The sequence below is a fragment of the Sporolactobacillus vineae DSM 21990 = SL153 genome (assembly GCF_000377985.1).
Lineage (GTDB): Bacteria > Bacillota > Bacilli > Bacillales > Sporolactobacillaceae > Sporolactobacillus > Sporolactobacillus vineae.
Window position 1 is genome coordinate 279,627 of record NZ_KB899042.1, and the last position, 25,563, is coordinate 305,189.

18 protein-coding genes are annotated in these 25,563 nt (G+C 51.6%); 5 read left to right on the forward strand and 13 right to left on the reverse strand.

Features of this window, described 5'->3' with window-relative positions; translation table 11 throughout:
* Window positions 1-27: 27 nt before the first annotated feature.
* From D889_RS0101440 to D889_RS0101450, 3 genes are all read right to left on the reverse strand, one after another.
* Complete coding sequence (locus D889_RS0101440; protein ID WP_010631326.1) at window positions 28-774, reverse strand: DUF3603 family protein; 747 nt, start codon at window positions 772-774, stop codon at window positions 28-30.
* A gap of 162 nt (window positions 775-936) precedes the next feature.
* Entirely contained in the window at window positions 937-2,175 is a 1,239-nt protein-coding gene (gene fabF / locus D889_RS0101445; protein WP_010631327.1) for a beta-ketoacyl-ACP synthase II, read from the reverse strand.
* A gap of 59 nt (window positions 2,176-2,234) precedes the next feature.
* On the reverse strand, window positions 2,235-3,170 hold the full coding sequence (locus D889_RS0101450) for a beta-ketoacyl-ACP synthase III (protein WP_010631328.1): 936 nt from the start codon (window positions 3,168-3,170) through the stop codon (window positions 2,235-2,237).
* Between the two features lie 209 nt (window positions 3,171-3,379).
* Here D889_RS0101450 and D889_RS0101455 point away from each other — a divergent pair, with 209 nt between their 5' ends.
* Complete coding sequence (locus D889_RS0101455) at window positions 3,380-3,688, forward strand: YppG family protein (RefSeq protein WP_010631329.1); 309 nt, start codon at window positions 3,380-3,382, stop codon at window positions 3,686-3,688.
* A gap of 128 nt (window positions 3,689-3,816) precedes the next feature.
* On the opposite strand, the gene D889_RS0101465 is transcribed toward D889_RS0101455, so the two are convergent.
* Both D889_RS0101465 and D889_RS0101470 read right to left on the reverse strand, forming a co-directional pair.
* The gene (locus tag D889_RS0101465; protein WP_010631330.1) at window positions 3,817-4,461 is read right to left on the reverse strand and encodes a hypothetical protein; all 645 of its coding nucleotides are present in this window, start codon (window positions 4,459-4,461) and stop codon (window positions 3,817-3,819) included.
* 237 nt (window positions 4,462-4,698) lie between these two features.
* A complete protein-coding gene (locus tag D889_RS0101470) occupies window positions 4,699-5,025 on the reverse strand; it encodes a metal-sulfur cluster assembly factor (RefSeq protein ID WP_010631331.1) in 327 nt (108 codons plus the stop codon).
* 439 nt (window positions 5,026-5,464) lie between these two features.
* On the opposite strand from D889_RS0101470, the gene D889_RS0101475 reads away from it, so the two are divergent.
* A complete protein-coding gene (locus D889_RS0101475) occupies window positions 5,465-7,396 on the forward strand; it encodes a S53 family peptidase (RefSeq protein ID WP_010631332.1) in 1,932 nt (643 codons plus the stop codon).
* A gap of 104 nt (window positions 7,397-7,500) precedes the next feature.
* On the opposite strand, the gene asnB is transcribed toward D889_RS0101475, so the two are convergent.
* Window positions 7,501-9,351, reverse strand: a complete 1,851-nt coding sequence (asnB, locus tag D889_RS0101480; RefSeq protein ID WP_010631333.1) for an asparagine synthase (glutamine-hydrolyzing) — start codon at window positions 9,349-9,351, stop codon at window positions 7,501-7,503.
* Window positions 9,352-9,692: 341 nt separating this feature from the next.
* Between asnB and D889_RS0101485 the strand changes: the two genes are divergently transcribed.
* Window positions 9,693-10,289 (forward strand): lysozyme family protein, encoded by a 597-nt coding sequence (locus tag D889_RS0101485; protein WP_238537595.1) that lies wholly within the window; start codon window positions 9,693-9,695, stop codon window positions 10,287-10,289.
* A gap of 92 nt (window positions 10,290-10,381) precedes the next feature.
* Here D889_RS0101485 and D889_RS0101490 read toward each other — a convergent pair whose 3' ends face one another.
* The 6 genes from D889_RS0101490 to D889_RS0101515 all read right to left on the reverse strand — a co-directional run bounded on the left by D889_RS0101490 (window position 10,382) and on the right by D889_RS0101515 (window position 23,425).
* Window positions 10,382-11,233, reverse strand: a complete 852-nt coding sequence (locus D889_RS0101490; protein WP_010631335.1) for a YitT family protein — start codon at window positions 11,231-11,233, stop codon at window positions 10,382-10,384.
* 188 nt (window positions 11,234-11,421) lie between these two features.
* On the reverse strand, window positions 11,422-14,688 hold the full coding sequence (locus tag D889_RS0101495) for an efflux RND transporter permease subunit (RefSeq protein WP_010631336.1): 3,267 nt from the start codon (window positions 14,686-14,688) through the stop codon (window positions 11,422-11,424).
* Between the two features lie 268 nt (window positions 14,689-14,956).
* Window positions 14,957-18,718: a helicase-exonuclease AddAB subunit AddA gene (gene addA / locus D889_RS0101500; protein ID WP_010631337.1), complete on the reverse strand. Its 3,762-nt coding sequence runs from the start codon at window positions 18,716-18,718 to the stop codon at window positions 14,957-14,959.
* The gene (addB, locus tag D889_RS0101505; RefSeq protein ID WP_010631338.1) at window positions 18,699-22,211 is read right to left on the reverse strand and encodes a helicase-exonuclease AddAB subunit AddB; all 3,513 of its coding nucleotides are present in this window, start codon (window positions 22,209-22,211) and stop codon (window positions 18,699-18,701) included. Before addB ends, addA begins: the two co-directional genes overlap by 20 nt.
* Window positions 22,212-22,407: 196 nt before the next feature.
* Window positions 22,408-22,701, reverse strand: coding sequence for a thiamine-binding protein (locus D889_RS0101510; protein WP_010631339.1), 294 nt, complete (start codon window positions 22,699-22,701; stop codon window positions 22,408-22,410).
* A gap of 76 nt (window positions 22,702-22,777) precedes the next feature.
* Window positions 22,778-23,425 (reverse strand): phosphatase PAP2 family protein, encoded by a 648-nt coding sequence (locus D889_RS0101515; protein ID WP_010631340.1) that lies wholly within the window; start codon window positions 23,423-23,425, stop codon window positions 22,778-22,780.
* A gap of 273 nt (window positions 23,426-23,698) precedes the next feature.
* On the opposite strand from D889_RS0101515, the gene D889_RS0101520 reads away from it, so the two are divergent.
* Window positions 23,699-24,148 carry an OsmC family protein gene (locus tag D889_RS0101520; protein ID WP_010631341.1) on the forward strand — a complete coding sequence of 150 codons (450 nt, stop codon included), beginning with the start codon at window positions 23,699-23,701 and terminating at the stop codon, window positions 24,146-24,148.
* A gap of 30 nt (window positions 24,149-24,178) precedes the next feature.
* Here the strand turns inward: D889_RS0101520 and D889_RS0101525 are convergent, their stop codons facing one another.
* Window positions 24,179-24,496 carry a hypothetical protein gene (locus tag D889_RS0101525; RefSeq protein ID WP_010631342.1) on the reverse strand — a complete coding sequence of 106 codons (318 nt, stop codon included), beginning with the start codon at window positions 24,494-24,496 and terminating at the stop codon, window positions 24,179-24,181.
* Window positions 24,497-24,786: 290 nt separating this feature from the next.
* On the opposite strand from D889_RS0101525, the gene fabL reads away from it, so the two are divergent.
* On the forward strand, window positions 24,787-25,542 hold the full coding sequence (gene fabL / locus D889_RS0101530) for an enoyl-[acyl-carrier-protein] reductase FabL (protein ID WP_010631343.1): 756 nt from the start codon (window positions 24,787-24,789) through the stop codon (window positions 25,540-25,542).
* The last annotated feature ends 21 nt before the right edge of the window (window positions 25,543-25,563 follow it).

The window sequence follows — 25,563 nt, forward strand, 5'->3', positions numbered from 1 at the left end:
GTAACCTGTCCCGGTTTTTACATCCGCTTATTGTACTTTCGGACCGTGTTCCATTTCCCACATTTTTTCAAAGTATGGCTGCCCTTTGATCAGGCGTTCACAGATTCCTTCATGTTTCTCAGACCAGCCTTGTTTCATATCCATAGCCATTTCTTTGAACGCTTTATCCGGATCGATGCTTCTGCTTATCTGATACTTCTCCGGATACCATTCAGTGTACCAGTAACGCAATTCTTCAGCGCAGCCGGTGGCCTGCAGACGGTCGAGCGCCATAAATAATAACTGTTTCACCTGGCGCTCACGCCGTGTCAGTCCAAGCATCTGCGCCGCGGCCAGGGAAAGCAGCCGGTCAGCCTGCTTCCCGGTCACTTCGGGAACTGCGACACGCTCTACGGCCATCGCTGCTGCGCGATCCAGAAGAATATTTTCCTGGCGGGGAATCAGCCGGCTCTTCCGGACAGGTATCCGGTACCCGAGCGTATCCGCGGCCAGACAGGTCACGCCGTCCGTAACAACAAAACAATATTCGATCGTCTCTCTCTGGTTGTTCTTACTGATCATGCTCTTGTTTCTGATCGGCTTTAAAAATTCTTCCGGCAGTTCAAGCAAATGATTCTCAATGTAACTGAGAAACGGTTTTTCTACTTTAATGAACGGCACCTGATCAAGCAGCTCGATAAAATCGTGTTTGCGCCATTCATGAAATTCACAGACATTGAAACCATTCTCTTCGCCCTCAAACCAGTTGACCCAGATATCGCTGATAATCTCCATGAATCAGTCGTCTCCTCTTTTAGTGATTTGACATCATTATGGTCAGCCAGTCTGATAATTATTCCGGTTCCGTGAATCAGAGAGTCGTTTCTATTGATGTGTACCATTGTGTAAAAAAATATCCGGATTTCTCCGGATATTTTCATTGTAAACGGGATTAAGTTATTCCGCATATTTTTTGAAAACAAGTGTTGCATTATGACCGCCGAAGCCGAATGAATTGCTCATGCCGACAGCGACTTCCTTCTTAATCGCCCCATCCGTCACATAATTCAAATCGCAATCTTCATCCGGTGTCTCATAATTGATTGTCGGCGGAACGATGCCGTCCTGAATCGCCTTGATCGTCAGAATCGCCTCAACACCGCCTGAAGCTCCGAGCAGATGACCGGTCATCGACTTCGTCGAACTGATCGCCATATCGTAGGCCTTCTTGCCGAACAGCTTCTTGATGGCCTTAGTCTCCGTGGAATCATTGGCTGCCGTACTGGTTCCGTGCGCATTAATGTAGTCCACCTGATCCGCCTTGAGGCCGGCTTTGTCGAGTGCCATTTTCATCGACCGGACCGCACCGCTGCCTTCCGGATCCGGACGAGTGACATGGAAGGCGTCGCTCGTTGCGCCGTAGCCGACAATCTCGGCATAGATCTTAGCGCCGCGTTTCTGAGCGGAATCGAGTGATTCAAGCAGGAGGATTCCCGCACCTTCACCCATGACAAAGCCGTCACGGTTCTTATCGAACGGCCGGCATGCTGTTTTCGGATCAGGGTTGGTCGAGAGCGCACGGGAAGAACAGAACCCGGCAAACGACATATTGGTCAGCGGCGCTTCGGAACCGCCGCAGATGACAGCATCATTGTCGCCGCGTTTGATGACTTCATAAGCGTCGCCGATGGAATTTGTACCCGTGGCACACGCCGTCACGGTGCAGGAATTGATTCCCTTCGTCCCGAGCATGATCGACACTTGTCCGGAAGCCATATCCGGAATCATCATCGGAACGAAGAACGGGCTGACACGCCGGAAACCTTTATCAATAGAGACCCGGAGCTCCTTCTCATAAGTCTCCATGCCGCCGATTCCGGAACCGATCCAGACACCGGTCGTCTCTGCATTTGAATCATCGATCACATAGCCCGCATCTTCCACAGCCATTTTTGCTGCCGAAACGGCGAACTGAGCAAAACGGTCCATCCTCAGAACATCTTTATGGTCGATAAAATCTTCAGGATTAAAATTTTTTACTTCCCCGGCCACTTTGGCACGGAAGTCATCCGGATTGACGCGAGTTACAATATCGATCCCGGACTTTCCGGCAACTGCATTCTTCCAGGTCGTTTCAACATTATTTCCAAGAGGCGTTACTGCACCCATACCGGTGACAACAACTCTTCTTTCCATTACATTCTCTCCTTTAACAAATTACTGCGATGGGATTCAGAATCAGCGGCTAAAGAAACTCATTTGCCCCAGCGCATTGTCAGACCGCCCCATGTCAGACCGCCGCCGAATCCCACCAGAACGACCAGATCGCCGTCCTTGATCTTTCCTTCTTCAAGTGCATCAGTCAATGCCAGTGGAATTGATGATGACGATGTGTTTCCATATTTCTGAACGGTTTTAATCATTTTATCTTCCGGAATTTCCAGGCGTTCCCGTGAAGCCTCCATAATCCGGATGTTTGCCTGATGGGGAATCAGAAAGTCGATATCCTTCTTCTTCAGTCCCGCTTTCTTAACCACATCAACGGCACATTCACCCATTTTGCGGACGGCAAACTTGAACACTTCGCGTCCGTTCATTTTAATATAATTGCCTTCCTGATAAAGATATTGTCCGCCGCTTCCGTCGGCGCCCAGTTCAAAGGACAAAATGCCTTTACCTTCCGACACCGGACCGACAACCGCCGCTGAAGCACCGTCGCCGAACAGCACAGCTGTCGAACGGTCTTCCCAGTCGGTGATTTTCGACAATTTCTCTACGCCGACAACAAGAATATGCTGATAAGCCTTCGTATCGATAAATTGTTTTGCCGTAACAATGCCGTAAATAAAACCGGAGCAAGCGGCACTGATGTCCATCGCCGGAATTTTTTCTGCGCCCAGCCTGTTCTGAATCATGCAGGCAACAGAAGGAAACGGACGATCGGGTGTGATCGTTGCGACAATGATCATATCGATATCCGAAACCGTCAGTCCGGAATGATCAATAGCTTTTTTTGCGGCCGCATAGGCCATATCTGATGAATTCGTCTCTTTGTCTGCGATCCGGCGTTCCTCTATACCGGTCCGGGTCCGGATCCATTCATCGTTCGTATCCATCATTTTTTCAAGATCGAAATTTGTTAGTACACGATCAGGAACGTACTTTCCCATTCCAAGTATTCCTGCCGACATCCAGAATTCTCCTCTCAGCTCATAACAGTATATATAATGACTAGGTAATAATATCATACAACGTAAAAATTTTTCCAGCAATGCTGAAGCCTGTTCCTGCCCGCTCTCTTCCCTTCCGGAGCCAGACACGCTCAGACAAGTCAATGCATAGAATGGAAAAGACCGAAGGAAAATCACTCATTCATTGATGACAACAGGAGGAAAAAGCCATGATACCTTCCGGACGCAATCCAAGAGATCAAATCTATGATCCCTTTACTTATCTGATGTTCGGGCAGTATCCACCGTCTGCCGTACCGCCACAAGCATTTTATCAGAACGGCACGCCGCAGGCAAGTGGTCAGCCGGCACAGCTTTCGCCCCAGCCAGGATTTATCAAACCGTTTATGGATCAGAACGGCCACTTTGACGTCGGCAAAGTGATGAACGGTGCCACACAGCTTGTTACCGTACTGAATCAGACCGCACCGGCCATTAAGCAGTTATCGCCGCTGTTAAAATTCTTCAAACGGCCTTAACGGCAGGTCCGGGATGACGGTCATTCTGAAGTCCGGGTATGCGCCCGGACTTTTTTCTTCATTATAATTCCGGGATGTCCGGAGCCTGTTTGTGAAGTGCATACCACAGCGGCTCACTCCCGCAGAATCTAGCAGAATTCGTCGTTCCCCGGTTCACCCAGCAAGGCATTAAGATCTTTGTTTGCTTTTGTATCGGCACCGGCATCCGGATCATAAGCCCATCGGCTCAGGCCATGACAATCGGCAAAATAAAATGCCGCCATGTATTTCGATGCCTGGCTGCCGCGCCGGCACATTTCCGATCGTCTGGTTCTGAAAAAAATCAGCGTCTTCGCTCCGGGTACTGCAGAAATCAGAAAGGCTTCCATTGCCTCGGCAGCCTCTCTTTCGGCGGTTGCCGATCCTGCGTGATTAACGGACGCATCGTTTCCTGCAGCCTCAAGGCTGGACATAACGATTAACCGTTGCCATTTTTTTAAGTGAACAACATCTGTCAATTGACCGATCTTGTCCTGAAGCAATTGATTTACGTCCGGACGCGTCCGGAATGAATCAGCGATAAAAACTGTGCCGCACGGCAAAGGCAGCGTCTCATCGACAGTTTGGAACAGCGCATTTCTGCCTAATATGTATCCTCGCTCCGCTTCATTGGCCTTCTCCTGCCTGGTCAGTGCCGAGCTCAGGGCGCAGACGGCCACTCCCTGGTTCATAAGTGCTTCGGATAAGGGCAGACCACAGGCGGAAAGTCCGCCGAAAACGACCGCCTGTCTCAAAATATCGGGTCCCTCCTTAGATTTCTGCTCAATAACATGTGTATGGCGTCAGCCGAAAATTGATGCAGGCGTTCATCCATAGGCGACGAATCCTCAATCAAACCTGGCGTTTGTTTTCCGCTGCAGGTGCTCAGTTTCCGCGGGGTCCCGTACCATCCACGCCAAACGATAAAATGGAGAAAAGAGAACTGCTTTTAAAGAATGCAAAAAAATAACGCCTCTGACGGGCAGAGTACGTTATTCCTCAGGCAAACCTAATGCGATTCGAGCATAGCGTGACATCCGGTCCTTTGTCCACGGCGGATCCCAGACGAAATTGACCTCAACTTCCTTTATCCCTTCAATATCAGCGAGCGCGCGCTTCACCTCATACGTCAGCGACGCTGACAGCGGACAGCCCATAAAGGTCAGGGTCATCGTGACCAGAACATTGTTTTCATCATCTATGTCAACGCCATAAACCAGACCAAGATTGACAATATCGATACCAAGTTCGGGATCGATCACATCCTCGAGTGCTTCAAGAACACGATCCTTCAGTTCTTCCGATTCTTTATCGGCCATTGGGGTTCCCTCCTTCCCGTATCTCGTGTTAAGTATAACGGATTATCGGCTATTTTTCATCCGTTTGCGCCCCTGTATCCGTTATCTCCGTAAATTGTCATATGCAGCAAAAAAAGTCCTTTCGGCCCAGAATATTTTTCCAGATCTGTTTTTCATACTTTATTCCCTGTTTCTTACACCATTTTTGCGGATCATCCCGACATGTTTAACGATTCCGAGCAAGTTTGTGAGTCATTCGTCCTGATTTGTCCGGGGTAGAAAGACCTTCATATATCAATTGCGTCATTTTTCCCGCAAGTTTTGGTTTACCCTATTGGATTTAAATGGTTGTATGATGGATCTAAACTATTAGATTAATCATTCTTTTCAAAAAAGGGGGGATATTCCTTTTTTGGTTCACAGAGAGATTGAGAGATGACAAGGAAAGGGGTTCTTGCACATGCATTCATCACTAAAACACATTGCCGCCGTAGTATTATCACTTTTTCTCGTCTTCGGTTCCGTTCCGGCATTTGCCGCGGCACCGTCGGGAGCAAATGGTAACCAGCTCGAACCGATCAGCCAGGGGACAGGCAGTGCCGTTCTGGACAATGCCAGCTATTTTGGCGACTTACCGGACAGTACGCCCGTCACAGTCGATATCGTTCTGAAAGCAAACAAAGAAAAACAGCTGCAGAACTATATCGCCGCAACAGTCAATCCGGGAAGCCGGAACTATCATCAGTATCTGAGCGTCAGTGAATTTAAACACCGGTACGGTGCATCAGCCAAAACAGTCAGTGACCTGACGGCCTATCTGGCAAAGAATAACATTACCTCACAAGTTTATCCGGATAATCTCGTCGTCACGGCGAAGGGAACCGTCGGGGACTTTAATAAAGCTTTCAGTGTGCATATCCGGAAAGCTAAATTAAAAGGCAAGACGTTCCATGCAACAAAACAGGGACCCAAAGCTCCGGCATACATAGCCCGGCATGTTCTGGCGATCCTTGGTCTGAGTGACTATTCAGCGCTGACCCCAAAAGCGATCAAGCAGCCGGTCGGTGCGCAGCCGAAAGACGGATCCGGTCCATTGAATCTCGATCCGTCAGACTTGATCAAACAATACAACGTTCAGCCGCTTTACAGCAAGGGGTTGTCGGGAGCCGGCCAGACGATCGATATCGTCACACTGGCGAACTTTAATCCCTCGGATGCCTATGAATTCTGGAAGGAAGAGGGCATCAATACAAAGGCTGACCGAATTCATGTCAAACCTGTAGATGGCGGTTCGGATTACAATGGGTATGAAGAGACCTCGCTGGATGTTGAGCAATCCGGTTCCCTTGCCCCTCAGGCCGATATCAATGTTTATGTCGGTCCGAATACAGACTCCGGATTTGTCGACGCCTTTGCTTCCGCCATCAATGAGAATCATGCGGCGCAGATCTCCGTCAGCTGGGGGTTGAGTGAATCAGCGATCACCTATTCTGTACAGCAGAAAATAGAAGATCCCGCCTATGCTCAGGTCTTTAACCAACTGTTTGAACAGGCTGCAGCACAAGGTGCTTCCCTGTTCGCTTCTGCCGGCGATGCCGGTGCTTACGATGCCACACGCGATCTGGGGACCTATAATCTTGCCGCCGACAATCCTGCAGACAGCCCCTATATAACCGCTGCCGGCGGGACAACCCTCCCCTGGTCAGGGACGCTTCAGCGAAAACTTGCCGACGGCTCCATTGCGAAAGCGGATATTTCAGTCACGAAAGAACGTGCCTGGAGCTGGGATTATCTGTATCCCTATTTCGATGCACGCGGTCTGAACAATCCTGACGGCTGGCTGAACTATTACTTTGTCGGCGGCGGCGGCGGTTTCAGCAGCATTTTTAAAACACCTGATTATCAGAAAGGTGTTTCTGGTGTCAATACGTTTACAGCGGTAAAACTTTGGCAGCCGGGCGCCGACTTCTCCTCCGTCACCCGTTTGAGCACCCCTCAGATCGTCACAGGTACCGGCAGCGGCCGAAATCTTCCTGATGTTTCACTCAACGCCGATCCGTATACAGGTTACAAAGTTTACCTGTCTGATCCCGGTGCGCCGGGCACCAATTCCGGCTTTGTCACCTACGGCGGCACAAGCGTTGTATCCCCGCAGCTTGCCGGACTGACCGCACTGATGAACAGCGGGCAGAAAGACCGTATCGGATTCTGGAACGGTCAGATTTACCGCTTTGCCAGGGGCGCCGATTCTCCGTTCACGCCGCTGAATGAAACAGGGGCGACTAATGACAACTTGTTCTATACCGGCACAGCGGGTACGCTCTATAATCAGGCAACCGGCCTCGGGACTATCGATTTTGCCAAACTGGATCAAGACTTTCAGGCAAAATAACTCAGTGGACGGAGCAACAAATTCACAAATTGAAAAAGCAGAGAAACTGGAAATGATCCCGGTTTCCCTGCTTTTTCAATGTAATCACCCGTTCTCGGTCGATTTCATTGATCGACAATGTCGACGGAATACGTCTCCAGCCATTCGTTGATCATTGCCAGGTGAGCGATCAGCTGCGGTCCGCTCATCAACTGTCCGAACCATGGAACCTTAAATGATGCCCCCTGAGTATCGATGATCGACTGGATCTTTGTCTTGTCGATGAATTCCAGAAGCGGCGAAGACGGCCGGTCAATCACGGATTGCAGCCATTCAGACACTGCTTTCGTGTATTTCGGATGGTACGTTTTCGGATACGGACTCTTCTTACGGTAGAGCACGTCATCGGGAAGATAACCCTTCAGAGCTTCCCGAAGAATCCCCTTCTCGCGGCCGTGCAGCATCTTCATCTCCCACGGGACATTCCACAAATAGTCCACGATCCGGTGATCAGCAAACGGCACACGGACTTCCAGGCTTGCGCCCATGCTCATCCGGTCCTTCCGGTCAAGAAGAGCAGTCATAAACCAGTTCATGTTGAGATAAAAAAGTTCTCTTCGCCGGGCATCAACCGCTGATTCGCTCTCCAGCCGCGGTGTTTCGGCAATTGTTTCATTGAAGCGCATCAGCGCATAATCCTTCAGGTTCAGCCGGCTGTTCCACCGGTCATTCAGCAGTTCCTGACGGGCATCAATCGAACGCATCCACGGGAACCCTTCCTTTGCTGATGTTTCCGGGCTGTGGAACCAGGGGTAACCGCCGAAGATTTCATCCGCACACTCTCCGGACAGAGCAACCGTGAATTCCTTTTTGATTCCTTCGCAGAACCATAACAATGATGAATCAACATCGGCATAGCCCGGCATATCCCGGACGATGATCGCTTTTTTCAGATAGCCGACAAGCTGCTCATTATCGATCACGAGACTGTGGTGGACCGTTCCGAGCGCATCCGATACCTCCCTGATATACGGTGCATCGCTGTTCGGCTGGAATTTACTTGTATGAAAGTACTGGTCATTGCCGGCATAGTCGATCGAATACGTATGAAGCGGCGGCCGGCCGGTTGTTCTGAAGTATTCGGCAGCGATAGCGGAAATCCCGCTTGAATCCAGACCACCGGACAGGAACGTGGTCACCGGTACATCGGCGTAGAGCTGACGTTCCACCGCATCTTTAAGCAAGTACCGGATATGAGCCACGGTATCGTTCAGACTGTCCTGATGGATGTGACTTTTTACATTCCAGTACCGCCAAACTTTCAGACCATCCTTCGTATAACTCAACGCATGACCCGGACGAAGTTCCTTGATTCCCTGATAAACGCCGTGACCCGGGGTCCTGGAAGGTCCGAGTCCGAAAATTTCAGATAGACCTTCCCGATCAATCGCCGCCTTCATACCCGGATGCGCCAGAATCGCCTTGATTTCCGATCCGAACAGCAGCCTTCCGCCGTTTTCATGGTAAAATAGCGGTTTGACGCCGAGGCGGTCTCTGGCCGCAAACAGTTTATTCCCGGTCACATCCCAGACAGCAAAAGCAAAAATACCGTTAAAATGATCCAGACATGCCTCCTGCCATTCTATATAGGCGGTCAGCAGCACTTCCGTGTCGGAGTGGCCTTTGAACGTATGCCCTGCCTGGATCAGATCCTTTCTGATTTCCTCCGTATTATACAGCTCGCCATTATAGACGAGAACAAAGTCATTCTTCCGGACGGTTTTCTTCATCGGCTGTCTCCCGCCCGCAGGATCGACAACTACTAGCCGTGCATGGCCCAGAGCCGCATGGGCAGACAGCCAGATGTTCAAGTCATCCGGTCCCCGATGTTTCATCGTACGCGCCATATCGCCTATTGTCTTCGCTTCACCGCGCAGATCACGGTGCCAGTCAATCCAGCCTGTAACGCCGCACATTCCAGTCATCCTTTCTTATTCCTAGCTTATTTAAGTATTTCTGTTGTCTTTCGTTTCGCGCGATCGATTGAAAACCGAACGACCGACATTCTATTGGAACAGAACCATTCCCTCAATTTCTGTATACTCCTGTTATCTTATGCATCCGTTCTGGGCGTGTGAGCAGCAGAGGCATTCCCACCTTACTCCCGATCAAATGACCGGACGATTGTTACGGGACGGACAAAAAAGGATCCGCAAAGGTGAACCATATATAGAGATGCCGGAGTAATGGATTGGGTGAAGCCAGCTTTCCCGGCATTAAAAAGATCTGCACGGGAAGGAGCAGTGGATGCGATCGGATGAAAAAGTTAGTACGGATAACGCTTTCCCTGCTCCTCGTTGTCGGATTTTCCTACTTGATATTATTTGTCATTTCAAGTCTGTTCAGTCCGCAGGCTGCCCGTATTCCGCTGCTGAATGATCATCGAATCATCAGTCAGGAAGTCGAGCAATACCGGCCGGTATTTGAAAAATACGCGGAAGCAAACGGAATCAAAAGCGACACCGATCTGCTGATGGCCATTGCGATGCAGGAGTCGAAGGGAAAATCAGCAGATATTATGCAGGCTTCAGAAAGCCGCGGCCTGACTAAAGATACGATCCGCACCCCTGAAGAAAGTATCAGACAGGGGGCACTCTATTTTAAAAAGGCATTGAGACGGGCTCATGGGAACGTTCCGCTTGCCCTGCAAAGCTATAATTTTGGTCTCGGATTTTCCGACTTTGTCGAACGCCATGGCGGAAAAATGACGCCGAAACTGATCCGGTCTTTTTCCCGGCAAAAAGCAGCAGAACTTGGCTGGCACAGTTACGGTGATCCGGAGTATGCCAGCCGTGTGCTCCGTTATTATCATAATGAACAGGCAAAACAGAAACTGGCCAAAAACGGTAATTAACCTCCGGACGCGCTGAATGTGACAACAGACCGCCTCTCTCCCGACTGAGTGAGAGGGACGGTCTGTTTTGTTCGTTGCTGTTGTTCGTGCGTTCAGATTGCTTTTTCCTTCCTGAACAGGCCGAAAACAGCATTTGTGGCAACGACGTTGGTAAAAGCTGCAGGATCCGTCTCGGTGATGACCTGCTTCAAATCATAAAGTTCATAGCGGGTAATCACGATCATCAGAACTTCTTTGTCTTTGTTGGTATAGCCGCCTTTTGCCGGCAGTTTTGTGATCCCGCGATTAAGCCGCGAATAAATTGCCTGCTGCACTTCTTCAGCTTTATTCGTGACGATCCATGCCGTCAGTTTAACGTAACGTGTATGAATGGCGTCAATGACACGGATGCTGACATAAAGCTGAAGCAAAGTATACAAAGCCCGGCGCCATCCGAACAGAAAACCTGCGGAAATAATGATCACTGCGTTAAGTGCAAACATATACCCGCCGATCGGCCGGTCTTTGGCCTGTGACAGGATCATGGCAATAATGTCCATGCCGCCGGTCGACGCGCCGAATTTCAGTGTCAGACCGACGCCGGTAGCCTGAACAACCCCGCCGAAGACCGCGTTCAGCAGTATGTCCTCTGTGATCGGATGGACAGGAATCAGTGACATGAAAAAAGTAGTTACCAGCACGCTGATCAGACTGTACAGAGTAAAGCGATGGCCGACCTTAATCCATCCGGCATAGGCCACCGGTATATTCAGGAGCAGAAGCAGAATGCCTGTACTGATATGCACCGACGTCGGACCAAGAAGCAACGAAATCAGCTGAGCGATACCGGTAACCCCTCCGGAGAGAACATTCGCAGGTATTAAAAACAAGTTCAGCGACAAAGCATTGAGCACTGCCCCGAGAACAACAATAATGAGTACTTTGACGTCCCTGTAAAAAGACATACGGAGCTCCCTCATTTTTTCTGAGCATTAATTACCATTAGGTTACTTTATTATGGCGGGTCAGGGGCACTTTTGCAAATAACTCTGCCCTTTTTATCCAAATACAGATAAACCGCTCCCGGAAGCACTTCCTCCGGGAACGGTTTATCTCTGAAAACGGTATGTCTCTGAAACCCGTCTATTGCTATTTATACTTCCGTATTCGCTTTTCGGCGGGTTAGTTTTCGCTTCAGTTTCATCAAAGTCTCATAAACGATCGGTACGATGACCAGCGTCAGTAGTGTTGAACTGGTGATCCCGCCAATAACCGTCACTGCAAGGCCCTTTGAAATCAGACCGCCGCTTCCTTCCATACCAATTGCCAGCGGAATCAGCGCGCAGATGGTAGCGATGGCGGTCATCAGTATCGGCCGGATTCGGGTACCTGCGGCTTCGAGCAGTGCCTCACGTGTGTCCAGCCCCGCTTTTTCCTTATGAATGACTCGGTCAATCAGAACGACCGCATTCGTGATCACGATACCAATCAGCATCAGGGCACCGATCATCGATGATACACTGATCGTATCCCCGCTGATCAGAAGGGCAATCAGGCTGCCGATGATCGCAAACGGGAGTGAGAAGAAAATCGCAAACGGTGCCAGACCGCCTCCGAAGGTGACCACAAGCACGAAGTACACGATAATCACGGCCGCCAGCATGGCAAATCCGAGCTGACTGAAGGAATCATTCATCTGCTGCGTGACCCCGGAGAAGGAGACACTCGTCCCGGCAGGTAAATTCAGCTTATCGATCCGTTTCTGCAGATCCGCGGTAGCTCCGGAAACATTCTTGGCCATGACTTTTGCCGTAATCTGGGCATAAAGTTTGCCGTTGCGCTTTGTCACCGACTGCGGGGACTGTCCCTTGTTCACTGTCGCCAGGTCGCTGATCCTTACCTGTCTTCCAGTCGGCGAAGTGATCGTCTTGCCGGTTAGGTCACCGATTTTCGAAATACTTGAATCACTGGGCGCTTTCAGATAGACATTCAGGTCGCCGCCGCTTCGCCTGATCGTCGTCAGCGCCCGGGTATTTGACATATTGCTGGACGCCATCAGCGTCTGGGCAATCTGACCGGCAGTGATCCCATTCTGGCCCAGTTTCTTCTGGTCGGCAGTAATGGTGTATTGATCGTAGGCTTTCGACAGGCTCGAATCCGCTTCGGAATAGTTCTTGTCCTGCTGCACCAGATTCAGGACATTGCCGGCAGCTTTATGAAGCTGTTTCATTGAATCGCCGTAAACATACAAAGTGAGTGTGTTCGTGCTGCCGCTCCCGGAACCAAAATCCTGAATTTTCCATTTTCCCTGACTGGTCAGCTTATTAAGACCTTTTAATTTGTCCTGCTGCACCTGGCTGAAATTCGGCGTATCGTCCTTATAGGAAACAAAGAACAAGGCCTGATTGTCTGCCGACTGGAACATTGCCGAAGTATCCGCACCCCCGATCGAGTATTCCATCTTCGCCATATTTTTATCGGATTCAAGATACTTTTCCGCCTTCAGTGCAACTTTTTTCGTATCGCCGACAGTCTGTCCCGGATCCGGATTATAGGTGAGAATCAGTTCCTTCTGCTGATCCTCCGGGAGGAAACTGGCCCCAATCTGAGGAACCAGAAACAGACTGGCAATCAGAATGATGACTGCCGAGCTGAAGACGATCAATTTATGATTCAGTGCGCCGTTCAGTACTTTTCTGTAAAAGACAGCCAGACCGCCCGGATTGGCTTCGCTGCGTGTCTTCTTCTTCAGGCCCCTTTTGAACAGACTGTCGGCCAGCATCGGAACGAGCGTGATGGCCACCAGGAGCGAAGCAAGCAGAGAAAAGACAATCGTCAGTGCGAACGGCAGGAAGATCTGTCCGACAACACCGGTGACCATCGCCATCGGCAGGAATACAGCAATCGTGACGATCGTTGAAGACATAATCGGGATAAACATCTCATGAGTCGCCTCACGAATCAGTTCCATCCCCTTCAGTTTTTCATCAGACAGGGACATGCGCCGGTAAATGTTTTCAATAACAACGATTGAATCATCGACAACACGGCCGATTGCAATGGTCATGGCGCCGAGCGTCATGATGTTGAGTGTGACGTTCAGCTGTTTCAGTACGAGAAGCGCGATGAGCAGTGAGAGAGGAATCGAGATGACCGAAATCAGCGTCGTCCGGATGTTTCTCAGGAACAGCAGGATCACGAGCATCGCAAACAGGGCACCGAAGATCGCTTTTTCAACCATTGTGGCGACAGACTGAGTGATTGGCTGACCCTGATCGTACATCGATACGGCTTCAATTCCCGGATAGTCTTTTTTAAACTGACTGACTTTCTGTTTCACGCCGTTAACGACATCGACCGTATTTGCGTCCTGTCCCTTGACCACCGACAGGCCGATCGACGGCTTGCCATTGGTGCGTGAGATCGACTCAGCCTGCTTCTGCAATGTTACCCTGGCAAGTTCAGACAGTTTCACGGTCGGCAACTGCTGCGACTGAGCCTGAGATGCCTGGTTCCGGCTCTGTCCGGCAGTCTGTGCCGTTGTGCCTGAACTCTGACTCATTCCCTGACCGGCTGCCGACTGCTGCAGGCCGGACATCCCCGAAGACTGGGCCGCACTGGAGCTTCCGGATGCCGCCGTTTGTCCGGTGCCGTTCTGCAGGGCGGCACCGGAAGTCGGTGTATACGGGATTCGCAGATTCTTCAAATCATTCACCGACCGGATATTGCCGTTGACAACCACCGATTTCTGGCTTTTATCAATCGTATAAAGTCCCAGTGGTGTCGAAACATTATACCCTTTTATCAGATTTACGACGGTGTTCGAATCAAGGCCATATTTCTTTAACGATGCGTCCTTGAAGGCAATCTGAATGCTTTGCACCTGCTGACCCGAGAGGGTGACAGAAGACACACCGCCGACGCCCTGAATCGCCGGAAGCAGGTTATTCTTCACACGGTCACTGAGCGTTTCCGGAGATTCATTCCCGGCAGTCACACTGACCGCATAAACCGGCATGGCGTCCATACTGATGCGCATCACATTCGGCTTTTCGGCCTGATCAGGCAGAGTCAGCTGGTCAACAGCCTGTTTGATGTCATTAACTGCCTGATTCATATCCTGATTGTATCCGTACTCAACAACAACTGAAGAAGTGCCGCTGGACGATGTGGAACTGACATTCTGCACACCCGGCATCGTCCGCAGCTTTTGCTCAACCGGTTGTGTAATACTGCTGTCGACCTCATCCGGGGTTGCCCCGGGATACAGCGTCGAGACGCTGACAACCGGGATGGAGAAATTCGGCATGGTCTCCATTTTCATGTGTGTGCCCGCGTAAATACCGCCGACAATGACGACAAGGGTGAGTAGCCAGACGGCAAGCTTATTCTTCATGGAAAAAGAGATGATTTTTCGCAATGGATCCACTCCAAGTTATTTTTTTCGTCCTATGTGAAAAGACCGGCCGCACTCTGCGGGCACAATCTATAGTACCTCACCGATGACCCTGGTTGATCAAGCCTCAGAATTAATCTCGCTAAGTCGCAGGTCTTATTTTCAGCTTCTTAATTGATCATAACCAGTTTAAATGAACAGAAAATGAACAATCAGGTTATTTTTCCTGAGGGCTGTTTCCGCTGCAGATGCTCACTCACTGCGGTGCATCATGGTACCGTCACGGTCCGGATCAGCTGAACACGCCTTTATAGGCGGTAAGATCGACAAAAAAGCCGCCGTCGAAAGCGTAAAGTCCAAGCAGGGTAACCGGCCGCTTCCAGATCTTTTCCACAGCCAGCCGGTAAAGGCCCAGCTGCAGCTGATAGCGTTTTTTTAATTCTGACTCGGCAGCTCCCGGTTCCGGAAATCTTCCGGTGACCCTGTCTGTTTTATAATCAAGCAGTATCAGTCCGTCCCCATCTTCAATAATGCAGTCGATGACCCCTTGAATCAAAACTTTTTCCTCGGCATCCGGACTGTTCTTCCCCCAGTCCGGGTACACTTCTCCAGCAGGAAGTGTGAGGCTGAACGGACATTCGCGAAGGACGCGTGCCGCTTCTTTCATTTTCCTGCCGACATCCGTGGATAAAAAGTCAAGAACCGCCTGATAGTCCAGACTGGCTTCCTGTTCCGCCGTCAGAATTTCTTTAGCGACCAGGTCCTTGCCTTGCCTGCGCACATTCTCCGCGGTCTGCGCGTGAATCAGATCAAGATGCTGCATCAGGATATGCAGAGCTGTCCCGCGCTCCGTCGGCGACAACGTGCCTTCCTGTAAAAAGCGCGGCCGGTCTCCGCCGATTGCCGGCAGCCGATCGGTCATCAGCCGGTCGTCCAGCCCTTCGCTGAAATAGTCCTGCTGGGATTTAATCTCCGTGACCGTCTGTTTTGCCATATATTGAGCAGCTCTTCGGTGCGGATCCTTCCATTCCAGCCTTCTGCGGATCTCGTCCTGCATGCCTGAATGGGAGACTACCGCCCGCCATTGCTTCATCCGGTTCAGCCGGTCGTTCTCTGCTTCCAGATGTACGGCCGGGCGGATCTCCAGATCTGTTGCCGGGATCAGCGTCACATTCCATTCAGACGGGTCGCGGGAAATCGCTGTCCGGTCCGGCGATCGGCCGCATAAGTCCTGAAGCACCGCCGACTGGCGATGACGCACAAGACACGGACCGATCCAGTCCAGAAAAGTGGCTGCCGTACGCCGCAGATCATCGGGAAGCAGCCAGGCACGGTCATCAAGCGCAGATGCCCATCGCCTTGCCTTCTTCTCAGGGTCTTTGACTGCGCCGACAAGAATCAGCTTCTCGCGTGCCCGCGTCACAGCGACATAGAGAATACGCATTTCCTCCGCAACAGCATCCGCTGAAAGCTGCTCCTGGATCGCCAAATACGGGAGTGTCGGCACACTGATGCGCTCATCCGGATCGATCCAGCGCGTTCCGAATCCGAGTGTCTTATGCAGCAGTACCGGTCCGGAAAGGTCTTTCCGGTTGAACTTTCGGTCGATACCGGTCAGGAAGACAACCGGAAATTCAAGACCTTTACTTTTATGAATCGTCATGATGCGCACGACGTCTTCCTGTTCACTCAGTGCCCGGGCTTCACCCAGATCGCCGCCTGTTTCCCGCATTCTGCTGATAAACCTGAGAAATCGGAAAAGTCCGCGGAACGAAGTCTTTTCATATAACCGGGCCCGGTCATAGAAAGCCTTCAGATTCGCCTGCCGCTGCGTGCCGCCGAAAAGTCCGCCGGCGTAATCGTAATAACCGGTGTCCCGGTAGATCTGCCAGACCAGTGCGGATACGGAATGTGTTTTGGAAAAGTCCTGCCATGCCTCCAGCCGGGTCAGAAACCTTGAAAGTTTTCCGCTAAGCTCATCCTTATTTGTTGCTGCGTAAGCTTTCAATGCCGCAAAATAGGGGACCTGTTCACGGGAAATCCGGATCCGGGCAAGCTCGTCCCCGTTCAATCCGACAATTGGCGAACGCAGTACCGAGGCCAGCGGAATATCCTGAAACGAATTGTCGATGATCTGCAGAACGGACAGCATGACCGACACTTCCACCGTGTCAAAATAGCCTTTCGTCAGCTCTGCATAGGCAGGGATCCCATGGCTGCTCAGAACGTCCTTCATCACTGCAGCGGAGGTCGTCGCCGAGCGCATCAGGATCGCAATATCCCGGTATTGCAGCGGCCGCATCTGGTGGCTCTTGCGATCACAAACCTGAAAGGCAGGGTGCTTGCCGTCGCCGATCATCGCCTTGATTCGGTCACTGACCGCGGCCGCCTCAAGTTCCGTCGCATTATTGTCGCCACTGTCGCTGTCTTCCCCGGCGTCCTGATCCCGGCCTTCCTGAGACCGGTCGATCAGTTCGAGATCAACAGGCCGGTCGCCGTCAGGATAAGACGCGCCGAACTTAAGCTCGGCCGCCTGATCGTAGTTCACGCCGCCTGACGATTCATCCATCGTCTGGCGGAAGAGAAAATTGGTTCCGTCAATGATCTCCCGGCGGCTTCGGAAATTGCTGGACAGGTCAATCTTCGCACCGCTGCTCCCTGTCGCAGAAAAAGCTTTGTATTTTACCCGGAACAGCCCCGGTTCGGCGAGCCGGAAACCGTAGATGCTCTGTTTGACATCGCCGACCATGAACAGGTTGCCTTCTGTACCGCCTTTTTTGACCAGTTTCAGAATGGCCTCCTGAACCCGGTTTGTATCCTGATATTCGTCAACCAGCACTTCCGCAAAGCGTTTCTGGTACTGCAGGGCAACAGCTGACGGCTTTTCATGATCCGGCGCGGCATCTTCAGCGCGAAGGACGCTCAGGCATTCGTGTTCCAGATCGGAGAAGTCGAGTACCCCTCTGCTCCGTTTTTCTGTACTGAATTGCCGGGTAAATTCCCTGACCAGCTGAACCAGCAGGCTGACCGAAGGCGCCATATCACGCACATCCTGAAGAAGTTCGTCTGAATTCCGGGCAAACCAGTCCTGCTGATACCCGGAAATGACCTTCTTCACCTGATCTCTCGTCTTTCTGACTTGATCCCGAATGGTTCTATCGATATTTTTCCCTGAGGCCGCGCGGAGTTTTGGAAAAGTAACCGCCGAAACTGCCGCGCGAAGATTCTCCCAGCCGGCTTTCTTCAGAGTGAGCAGATGAGTGATCCGGTCAAGATCCCCGCTCAGCGTCTCTGCGTAAACTTCCGGACCCCCGGGTGCCTTGCATAAGGCAAGCGCACCCCGCAGCGCTTCAGCAGTCCCGGTAAGATTTATAAAGAAGGCTTTTTTCAATTCGCGGGTCCATGAAAAGTCGTCGATCGACTTCCCTTCATCCTGCTGATAGGCCGCGGGAAGACTGCCGAGCCATTGATTCGGCCAGGGATCGCTCATTGAAAAAGTATAGATTCTGAGTACCAGACTCCGGATCAGTTCATCACTGCGATCCCCGGAATATTGATCAACCAGCTTATAAAAATCGGCATCGCCTGCAGAATAATGGTTTTCGAGCACGTCGTCCAGAACTTCTTCACGCAAAAGCCCTGCTTCAGTTTCATCCAAAAGACGGAAACCCGGATCGATGTCAAGCGTGTAATAATTTTTCTTGATTACCGACAGGCAGAATGCATGCAGCGTCATGATCGCTGCTTTACTGAGCAGCGTCTGCTGCGTTCGCAGGTACGGGTCGTCCGGGTGAGCGATTATCTGCTGATCGAGCGCGCGGCCGATCCGCTCTCTCATCTCGGCTGCGGCAGCGTTCGTAAAAGTCACCACAAGCAGATCGTCAATACCGGTACGGTGGTCCGGACTGAGGATCTTCCGGATAATCCGTTCAACCAGCACGGCTGTTTTCCCGGATCCGGCGGCGGCGGCAACAAGCAGATCATGCCCTTCTTCGGTGATCGCCTGCCACTGTTCATCCGTCCATTGACTGCCCTCAGGTTTCTTCATGGCCATGCTTGTCCTCCTCCTTTTCAGTCAGTTTCTGCAATATTTGATCGTCGGAAATTTTCTTCAGCTCCCGGAAATCATTACCGGGCTGAGACCGGTCAAACTGGCAGAACGACCGGTATGGGCAGAACGCGCAGGGAATGCGGTCTCTGAACTTAAAGGGAGCAATGCGTACGTCGCCCTCGGTGATTTTCTCACCGATGTCGGCAATAACCTTTTTCGTATGCACCTGAAGCGCCTGAAACTGCTCAGGGGTAGCCAGTGAGGAACTCTTCGTAAAGCTGCCGTCTTTCTTAATGCCGAAAGGCGCAACCTGTGAACGCGTCCCCGGCGCCAGCTCGTCGGTCAGCGCCAGTGCCTGCTGATCCTCCAGAAGAAGGCCCTTCATTTTAAAACTTTTGTAAAGGTCATTTTCAGCTTCATCCGTGGGGACTTTGCCGTTTAAGGCAAGCGAAGGATTATGAACATGAAAATACAGGACGCCTGCCGGATGTGCCTGCACGCCAAGCCAGCGATTCGAGTGCGTCAGCACGACATCCAGATAGGTCAGCATCTGCAGGGCAAGTCCGTAATAGACATCGTTCAGATTTAAGTCCTTAAGTCCGGATTTGTAGTCGATAACCCGCAGGAAAACCCTCCGGTCCGGATCCTCAGCCCGGTCGACCCGGTCAATCCGTCCGACAATTTCCATTTTGCAGCCGTTCTTAAGCGTAAAGTTCAGCGGAGGGAGCGGCTGTCCCGGTCCAAAGGGCAATTCCAGACTGACCGGTGTAAAACCGCTCGTCTCGTCCTGGCGCTGCATGACCCGTGCCACGCGGGCAACGACCTGCTCCAGTTTGTGCTGCAGATATCGGTACCGGCCTGAACTGGACAGGATCCGGCGCTGAAGGTGCGGCGCCAGCGTATCCACGGTTTTCTCAGCCAGTTCGTCGCAGGCTTCCGGTGACAGATCCCGCCAGCGCCGGTGATGCTTCATCAGCGATTCGGTCATCTTCTTTATCGCCAGATGAAAGAGCTGTCCGATATCCGGGGCGGCCAGCTGGAAGATGTCCCGCTCCTGCAGCTTCAGTCCATACGAGGCAAACTGTGAGAACGGACAGGCACTGTACAGTTCCATACGGGAAACACTGGCAAGCAGGGTATCCCCGTAGAGCTGATGCGCCGTCTCTGTACTCAGATATTCCTCATTTGTTGCAAACAGTCCGGAAAGCGTACGCCGGGCAAATGGCTTCCATTCCGCATGTGCGGTAAACCAGTTGTATATATCCCACCAGAGATCGGCAATCTTATAGCCCCTGCGCCAGTCACGGATCTGGGACGTCAGATAACCGAGTGTCTTCCGGGGGGCATTGACAAAACCAAGCTGCTCCGGTTCTGCTAATGAGCGGGGTTCAGTCAGAGCGAGCCGGACATGAAGATCGGAGAATGTCCGCCGCATTCTCCCGATCAGCGGGGACGGCTTCAGATTTTCTCCGCCTTCGGAAGCAAGCGGATAGGAAAGATACAGCCATTCTTCAGGCAGTGTCAGTGCCCGGTAGGCCAGTTCTTTTTCCAGAGCCATCTGGCTGTGCTCATCATCACCCGACTGCAGGCCCTGACGTTCGAGCTGTTCACGATCCTCACCGGTCAGCAGCCCGTGATCCGATGGTTTGGCCGGGATGACGCCTTCGTTCACCCCAAGAAGAAAGACGGCCTTCGGATTGGTTGAACGCATACGGTCCATACTGCCGATCAGAACCTGGTCCAGCGCCGGAGGTACAAGGGCAAATTCCAGCTGATCAAGCCCTGTATCCATAATCTCGGTAAACAGACGGTCGCTGATCGGTTCATCTCCCGCACCTTCGACACACTGGTCGAGCAGATCAAGCACTGCTTTCCAGACCTGACTGTGCTCTTTCGCTTCCGAAAGCCGGTCGGCGCGGGCCGACATTGCCGCCATCTGCTCAAGTTTTTCCGGCACGGCGCAGGCAACCAGAAAGTCATAGACCGCTTTACATTTGCCTTGGACATCCGCTGCTGCACGGATCTGTTTTTCCATTCGGCTGATCGGACGCGCTACGATCGCGCGCCAGTGATTAATCTCCTGCTGCGCCTTCAGCTCTTCGTGGGTCACTTCTTTTTCTGATTCCTGAAGTCCTCGATAGACGCGGTACGTCCACGGTTCCGGATCGGTCCATTTCTTCTCGCCGAAGATGCCATAGGCCATCACATAGTTCTCCAGCTGGCTCAGCGATTCGCGCGCGTCTTGCAGAACCGCGCCTTCCGGAATCAGAAGATCCGTTTTGATGCAGCGGAAAACCGAGTCATACTGCCAGTTTTTCTGTACCGTCTCCAGAGCTGAACGGATCAGCTCAATCAAAGGATGCTGCTTCATCGGCCGCTTCCGGTCGATAAATATCGGAATCCCATAATCCGCGAAAACCGTTTCAATCAGGTCATGATAATCGTCAAGATCACGAACCAGCACGGTGATCTCCCGAAAACGGAGATGCCGGTCTCTGACGAGTGCGATCAGATTCCGTGCCGCCTGCTCGACTTCTTCACGCCGGTTGACGGCTTCAGTCAGAATCAGCCCGTCGGCTTTTTCAGCGACTGGCCTGGTAAAATTCCCGGAGAGCAGATTCAGTCTTTTCAGAGCCGGCGTTTTCGCCCGGACGACGTCTCGCAGAATCACCGGCGGTTCCATAGCCAGCTGCTGTGCGGCAGCCATTTCACGAAATTTCATATAGAGCAAAGCGGGGTGACGGAATACGGAGAATTCATCCGGCGGCCGGTCGTACGCCTGATCCGTTCCCAGCACGATGGTTGTACGCCGGCACACGGCCATCAGCTGACCCACGACGACCTGCTCTTCAGGGGTCATGGTCTGAAAGCCGTCAATCCACAGTTCCGCCTGCTTCAGAAAATTTGTTTCCGGTATCTTCCGGGCCATCAGGATCAGATAATCCGTATTGTCGACATACTTTCCTTCCAATTCCTTCTCCAGAGCTTCATAAACGATCGCCAGATCATGAAGCTTATCCCTTAAGAGCATCCTTTCCGGTGACTGTTCCTTCTCCAGAGCCTCCGACTGATCAGCAAGCTGCCCGGGCGTGAGACAGTAACTTTTCATTTCGGCAAGCGTCTGCCCAAGCAAGTCATAAAATCCGGTCTGCGCCGAGGCTTTGCGAAACAAATGCAGCTTTTCACTGTTTCCGGAAATGATTCTCTGAAGCATCATCGACAGCCCGACATTGTTCAGATGAATCCGCGTGGCTCCGCCTGTGCGCTGCAGCACGCGCAGGGCCAGACGCGGAATGCTGTACACGTTCAGCCGCGTCATGCCGCTGAACCCCGGCGCAGCCGCAAAAGCATATTCCATGCTGAACGTCATATGCTCCGGAACAAGATAAACCAAGGGTGTCCCGGACGGATTATCAGACAATTGTTTTCTGATTTCTTTCATACACAGGGTGGTCTTACCCGTACCCGGTCGTCCAAGAATAAATCGTACCGACATCTCACGAAGCCCCCTGAAATGACATCTTTCAAAATCTTTTCTTAATTATACCGTAAATTTGCGGTTGAAAAATCATCTTGTCTGTGTCCCGAACTAATAAAGTACAGGAACATATGTTCTTTTGCAAGCTAAAAAAGAAGGAATGGTAAGAAGCGTCCATTTCTCCTTCATCATCAGCATTATGTAGCGACTTTGTTTACGATTGACGGTATTTTCCGACTTTTTCCTGAATCGATGTCCCCTGAGGACGAAAATGAATCTTCACTTCCGCGGCAACTTCATCCGCACCGGCACTGACCGTCGCATAGACCGTCTTCTTCACGACGTCAAGCAGTTCGTCAAGTTCTCCTTCAAGGACTGTTTCCAGGGCATCGACCTCATAGGTCACACCGGATTTCTGAATCTCCTCAATTGCCTTGTCCACCAGGCCATAAGTATCCTTGTCCCTGGAAAAAGGCAGGATTTGCAAACCGACATTGCATTTTGGCATATGCGCCACCTCCGGATCTGAGCATCATCCGTACCGAGCGTTCACAGGCATGACGGATAACTTCTCTGTCTTTATCTTAGCGGCTCCGGTGCCGTTGATCAATAAGTATGATCATCATCGCGGACAGTGCGACAACAACACCGCCCATACTGTACCCGGCGAGAATGTCTGTAAAATAATGGACCCGGAGAAAAGGACGGCTGAATCCGATGAGTGCGATCATCATCAGACAGGCAGCAATCCAGATGATTTTCAGCCATTTAACCGGAATCAGCGGGGCAATCAGCACAATCAGAAGTCCGTAAACCGTCATGGCATTCATGGCATGCCCGCTTGGAAAACTGTACCCGCCGGCATACACCAGATGGGGAAAGTCCGGCCGGTCCCGCTGCACCCACATTTTGAGCAGTTCGTTAAGCTGTCGTTCAGAAAAAAATGCCGCAAGAAGCACGATCGGGGCAATCAGCCGCTTCCGAATCAGCAGGAACAGCACCGACGCGGTAAGGAGCCATGTTAGTGCCTTTGTTGCCCCAAAATCGGTCAGCCACACGAACCAGGCAGTGAGCGGCGCGGATCGCAGCGGATCAAGCAGACGAATCAGCCCGCGGTCCAGTGATAACACCTGCGGCAGCCTGATCGCCAGCACGAGAATGATAAAAAGCAGCAGACCGGTAAGTGCGACCCATAGCCATATGGATAGAAAACGTCTTTTGTTCTCGTTCATGATCTGTCCACCCTCTCGATCATCTCAACGGCTCCGATAAGCTGACATTATTTTACACAGTACCTGATCAGACAGGAAGGAAGTCATTACGAAAAGTCTGTCCCTATAGAGTGTATGCCCGTTCACCGGTAATCAGACGATTAAAAGATTCAGGCCGGGAGAGGAGTACATGGCCGGCCATCGGTGAATCAGCGGGTGCAGGACGTCACGATTGTTGTCCGGCGACGCCTTCCGTATAATTGAATCAAAAGAAGCAAGGCGGAGGTGCCGTGAATGACAGACTATTTATTCAAAGCGGACGGGCAATGGCACGGATCGTGGGGTGGGGAAGGCTGGATCCGGACGGAACATGTCGACTCAGTGATTTCCGTCGACCGGGCGATGAACGGTTCGGGAACCGGGGCAAATCCTGATGAACTCCTGCTCAGTGCGCTGTCCTCCTGCTTTATGATGACCCTCGGCATTCGGCTGGACAAGGAAAAGATCGCTTACAGCACGATGTCCATCCATTCCGAAGGGACAGTCACCAATCGGAACGGCCTTCATTTCAATCAGGTGAACCATTATCCGGTAATCACCGTGTCCGGACCGCTGACACAACAGCTCCGTCAGCAGTTGAACGATGCCGTCAGACAGGCGGAAAAAGACTGCATGATCGCCAAGGCTGTTTATGGTAATGTGGCCATCCAGGTAACCCCAGTCTTTAAGGAAAGCCGCCCCTAACCGGAGAAATCGTGAGGGATTGAAGTTCCCTCACGATTTCTCTGCCCTGATGACGGTGATCGATTTATGGATGTTGCCCTGTACCGTATGGACCACTTGCTGAGCCGATTTTGCGGCATTCTGAACTTTTTCCTTTTTATGAAAAAAATCCATCTGCAGCGATGAAAAATTCTGTGTCAGTAAATTTTTTTCATCATTAATTCTTTCAGACTGCCGGCGGATTTTTTCACCCGTGACTGAGATTCGCTCAAGTGTTCCGCTCATTCGTTTCGCAGTACGCAGAAACGACACCGAAAAGCCGATCAGGGCAGCAACGATAAGCGCCAGGCTCAGGTAGACAAGAATCATTCGCTTGACCTTCCCTTCGTGATCATGCCAAAGTCAATACTTCATTTATCATACCCCAAATCAAAAAAAGTTCCTATCTCCGCTGCTTTAAATTGGCGCACCGTGAAAGGGACGGGCCATGTCCCACTGAGTAGGAGCCGGAGCCATTATTTGCTATACTAGCTGTACACGATAAAAATGAAAGCAGGCAAAAGCAACAATCGGTTTGAAAAAGGATAAGCAGATCGATCTGGTCTGAGGTCGTGCGATCCGGCCGGCTTTTGCTGTTTACTTAAGAGGGAGATGTGACCATGGATCATAAAGTAGCCCTGATTACAGGGGGCACCCGCGGCATCGGCCGGGCGATCGCCGATAAATTCGCCGCAAACGGTTATGATCTTATTTTAAATTATGCACGCAAAGCGACCAACGCCGAAGCGGCTAAACAGGCTATCGAAGAAAAATATCACGTTGCGGTGACCACCGTCAAGGCAAACGTCGGCGAACCGGAACAGATCAGCCGGCTTTTCCAGACGGTTGATGAAACATACGGACGGCTGGATGTGCTGGTCAATAATGCCGCATCCGGTGTGCAACGTCCATTAATGGAGATTCAGCAGAAACACTGGGACTGGACAATGGATATTAATGCCCGTGCTTATTTGTTTGCCGCTCAGGAAGCGGCCCGGCGAATGGAGAAAAACGGCGGAGGCCATATCGTCGCCCTATCCAGTCTCGGCGCCGTCCGGGCACTTCCAAATTACGTCGTTGTCGGTGTTTCCAAAGCCGCGGTTGAGGCGATCACCCGTTACCTGGCTGTCGCGCTTGCACCGATGCATGTTACGGTCAATACCGTTTCCGGCGGTGCCGTCGATACGGACGCGCTGAAGCACTTCCCGAACCGGGAGGAATTACTTGAGCAGGCCGCCAGGCACAATCCGGCAGGCCGGATCGTCCGTCCGGAAGATATCGCCGAAGCGGTCTATTTTCTCTGTACACCGGCGGCATTCATGATCCGCGGCCAGACGATCACTGTCGACGGAGGACTCTCCCTTCTGGCTGAATAGGCCACGGGTCAGTCTGTAAAA

Bases quoted from the DNA above. Each gene is read 5' to 3' on its own strand.
- D889_RS0101440 (WP_010631326.1), bottom strand. From the start codon at position 774: ATGGAGATTATCAGCGATATCTGGGTCAACTGGTTTGAGGGCGAAGAG.
- fabF (WP_010631327.1), bottom strand. From the start codon at position 2,175: ATGGAAAGAAGAGTTGTTGTCACCGGTATGGGTGCAGTAACGCCTCTT.
- D889_RS0101450 (WP_010631328.1), bottom strand. From the start codon at position 3,170: ATGTCGGCAGGAATACTTGGAATGGGAAAGTACGTTCCTGATCGTGTA.
- D889_RS0101455 (WP_010631329.1), top strand. From the start codon at position 3,380: ATGATACCTTCCGGACGCAATCCAAGAGATCAAATCTATGATCCCTTT.
- D889_RS0101470 (WP_010631331.1), bottom strand. From the start codon at position 5,025: ATGGCCGATAAAGAATCGGAAGAACTGAAGGATCGTGTTCTTGAAGCA.
- D889_RS0101475 (WP_010631332.1), top strand. From the start codon at position 5,465: ATGCATTCATCACTAAAACACATTGCCGCCGTAGTATTATCACTTTTT.
- asnB (WP_010631333.1), bottom strand. From the start codon at position 9,351: ATGTGCGGCGTTACAGGCTGGATTGACTGGCACCGTGATCTGCGCGGT.
- D889_RS0101485 (WP_238537595.1), top strand. From the start codon at position 9,693: ATGAAAAAGTTAGTACGGATAACGCTTTCCCTGCTCCTCGTTGTCGGA.
- D889_RS0101490 (WP_010631335.1), bottom strand. From the start codon at position 11,233: ATGTCTTTTTACAGGGACGTCAAAGTACTCATTATTGTTGTTCTCGGG.
- addA (WP_010631337.1), bottom strand. From the start codon at position 18,718: ATGGCCATGAAGAAACCTGAGGGCAGTCAATGGACGGATGAACAGTGG.
- addB (WP_010631338.1), bottom strand. From the start codon at position 22,211: ATGTCGGTACGATTTATTCTTGGACGACCGGGTACGGGTAAGACCACC.
- D889_RS0101510 (WP_010631339.1), bottom strand. From the start codon at position 22,701: ATGCCAAAATGCAATGTCGGTTTGCAAATCCTGCCTTTTTCCAGGGAC.
- D889_RS0101515 (WP_010631340.1), bottom strand. From the start codon at position 23,425: ATGAACGAGAACAAAAGACGTTTTCTATCCATATGGCTATGGGTCGCA.
- D889_RS0101520 (WP_010631341.1), top strand. From the start codon at position 23,699: ATGACAGACTATTTATTCAAAGCGGACGGGCAATGGCACGGATCGTGG.
- D889_RS0101525 (WP_010631342.1), bottom strand. From the start codon at position 24,496: ATGATTCTTGTCTACCTGAGCCTGGCGCTTATCGTTGCTGCCCTGATC.
- fabL (WP_010631343.1), top strand. From the start codon at position 24,787: ATGGATCATAAAGTAGCCCTGATTACAGGGGGCACCCGCGGCATCGGC.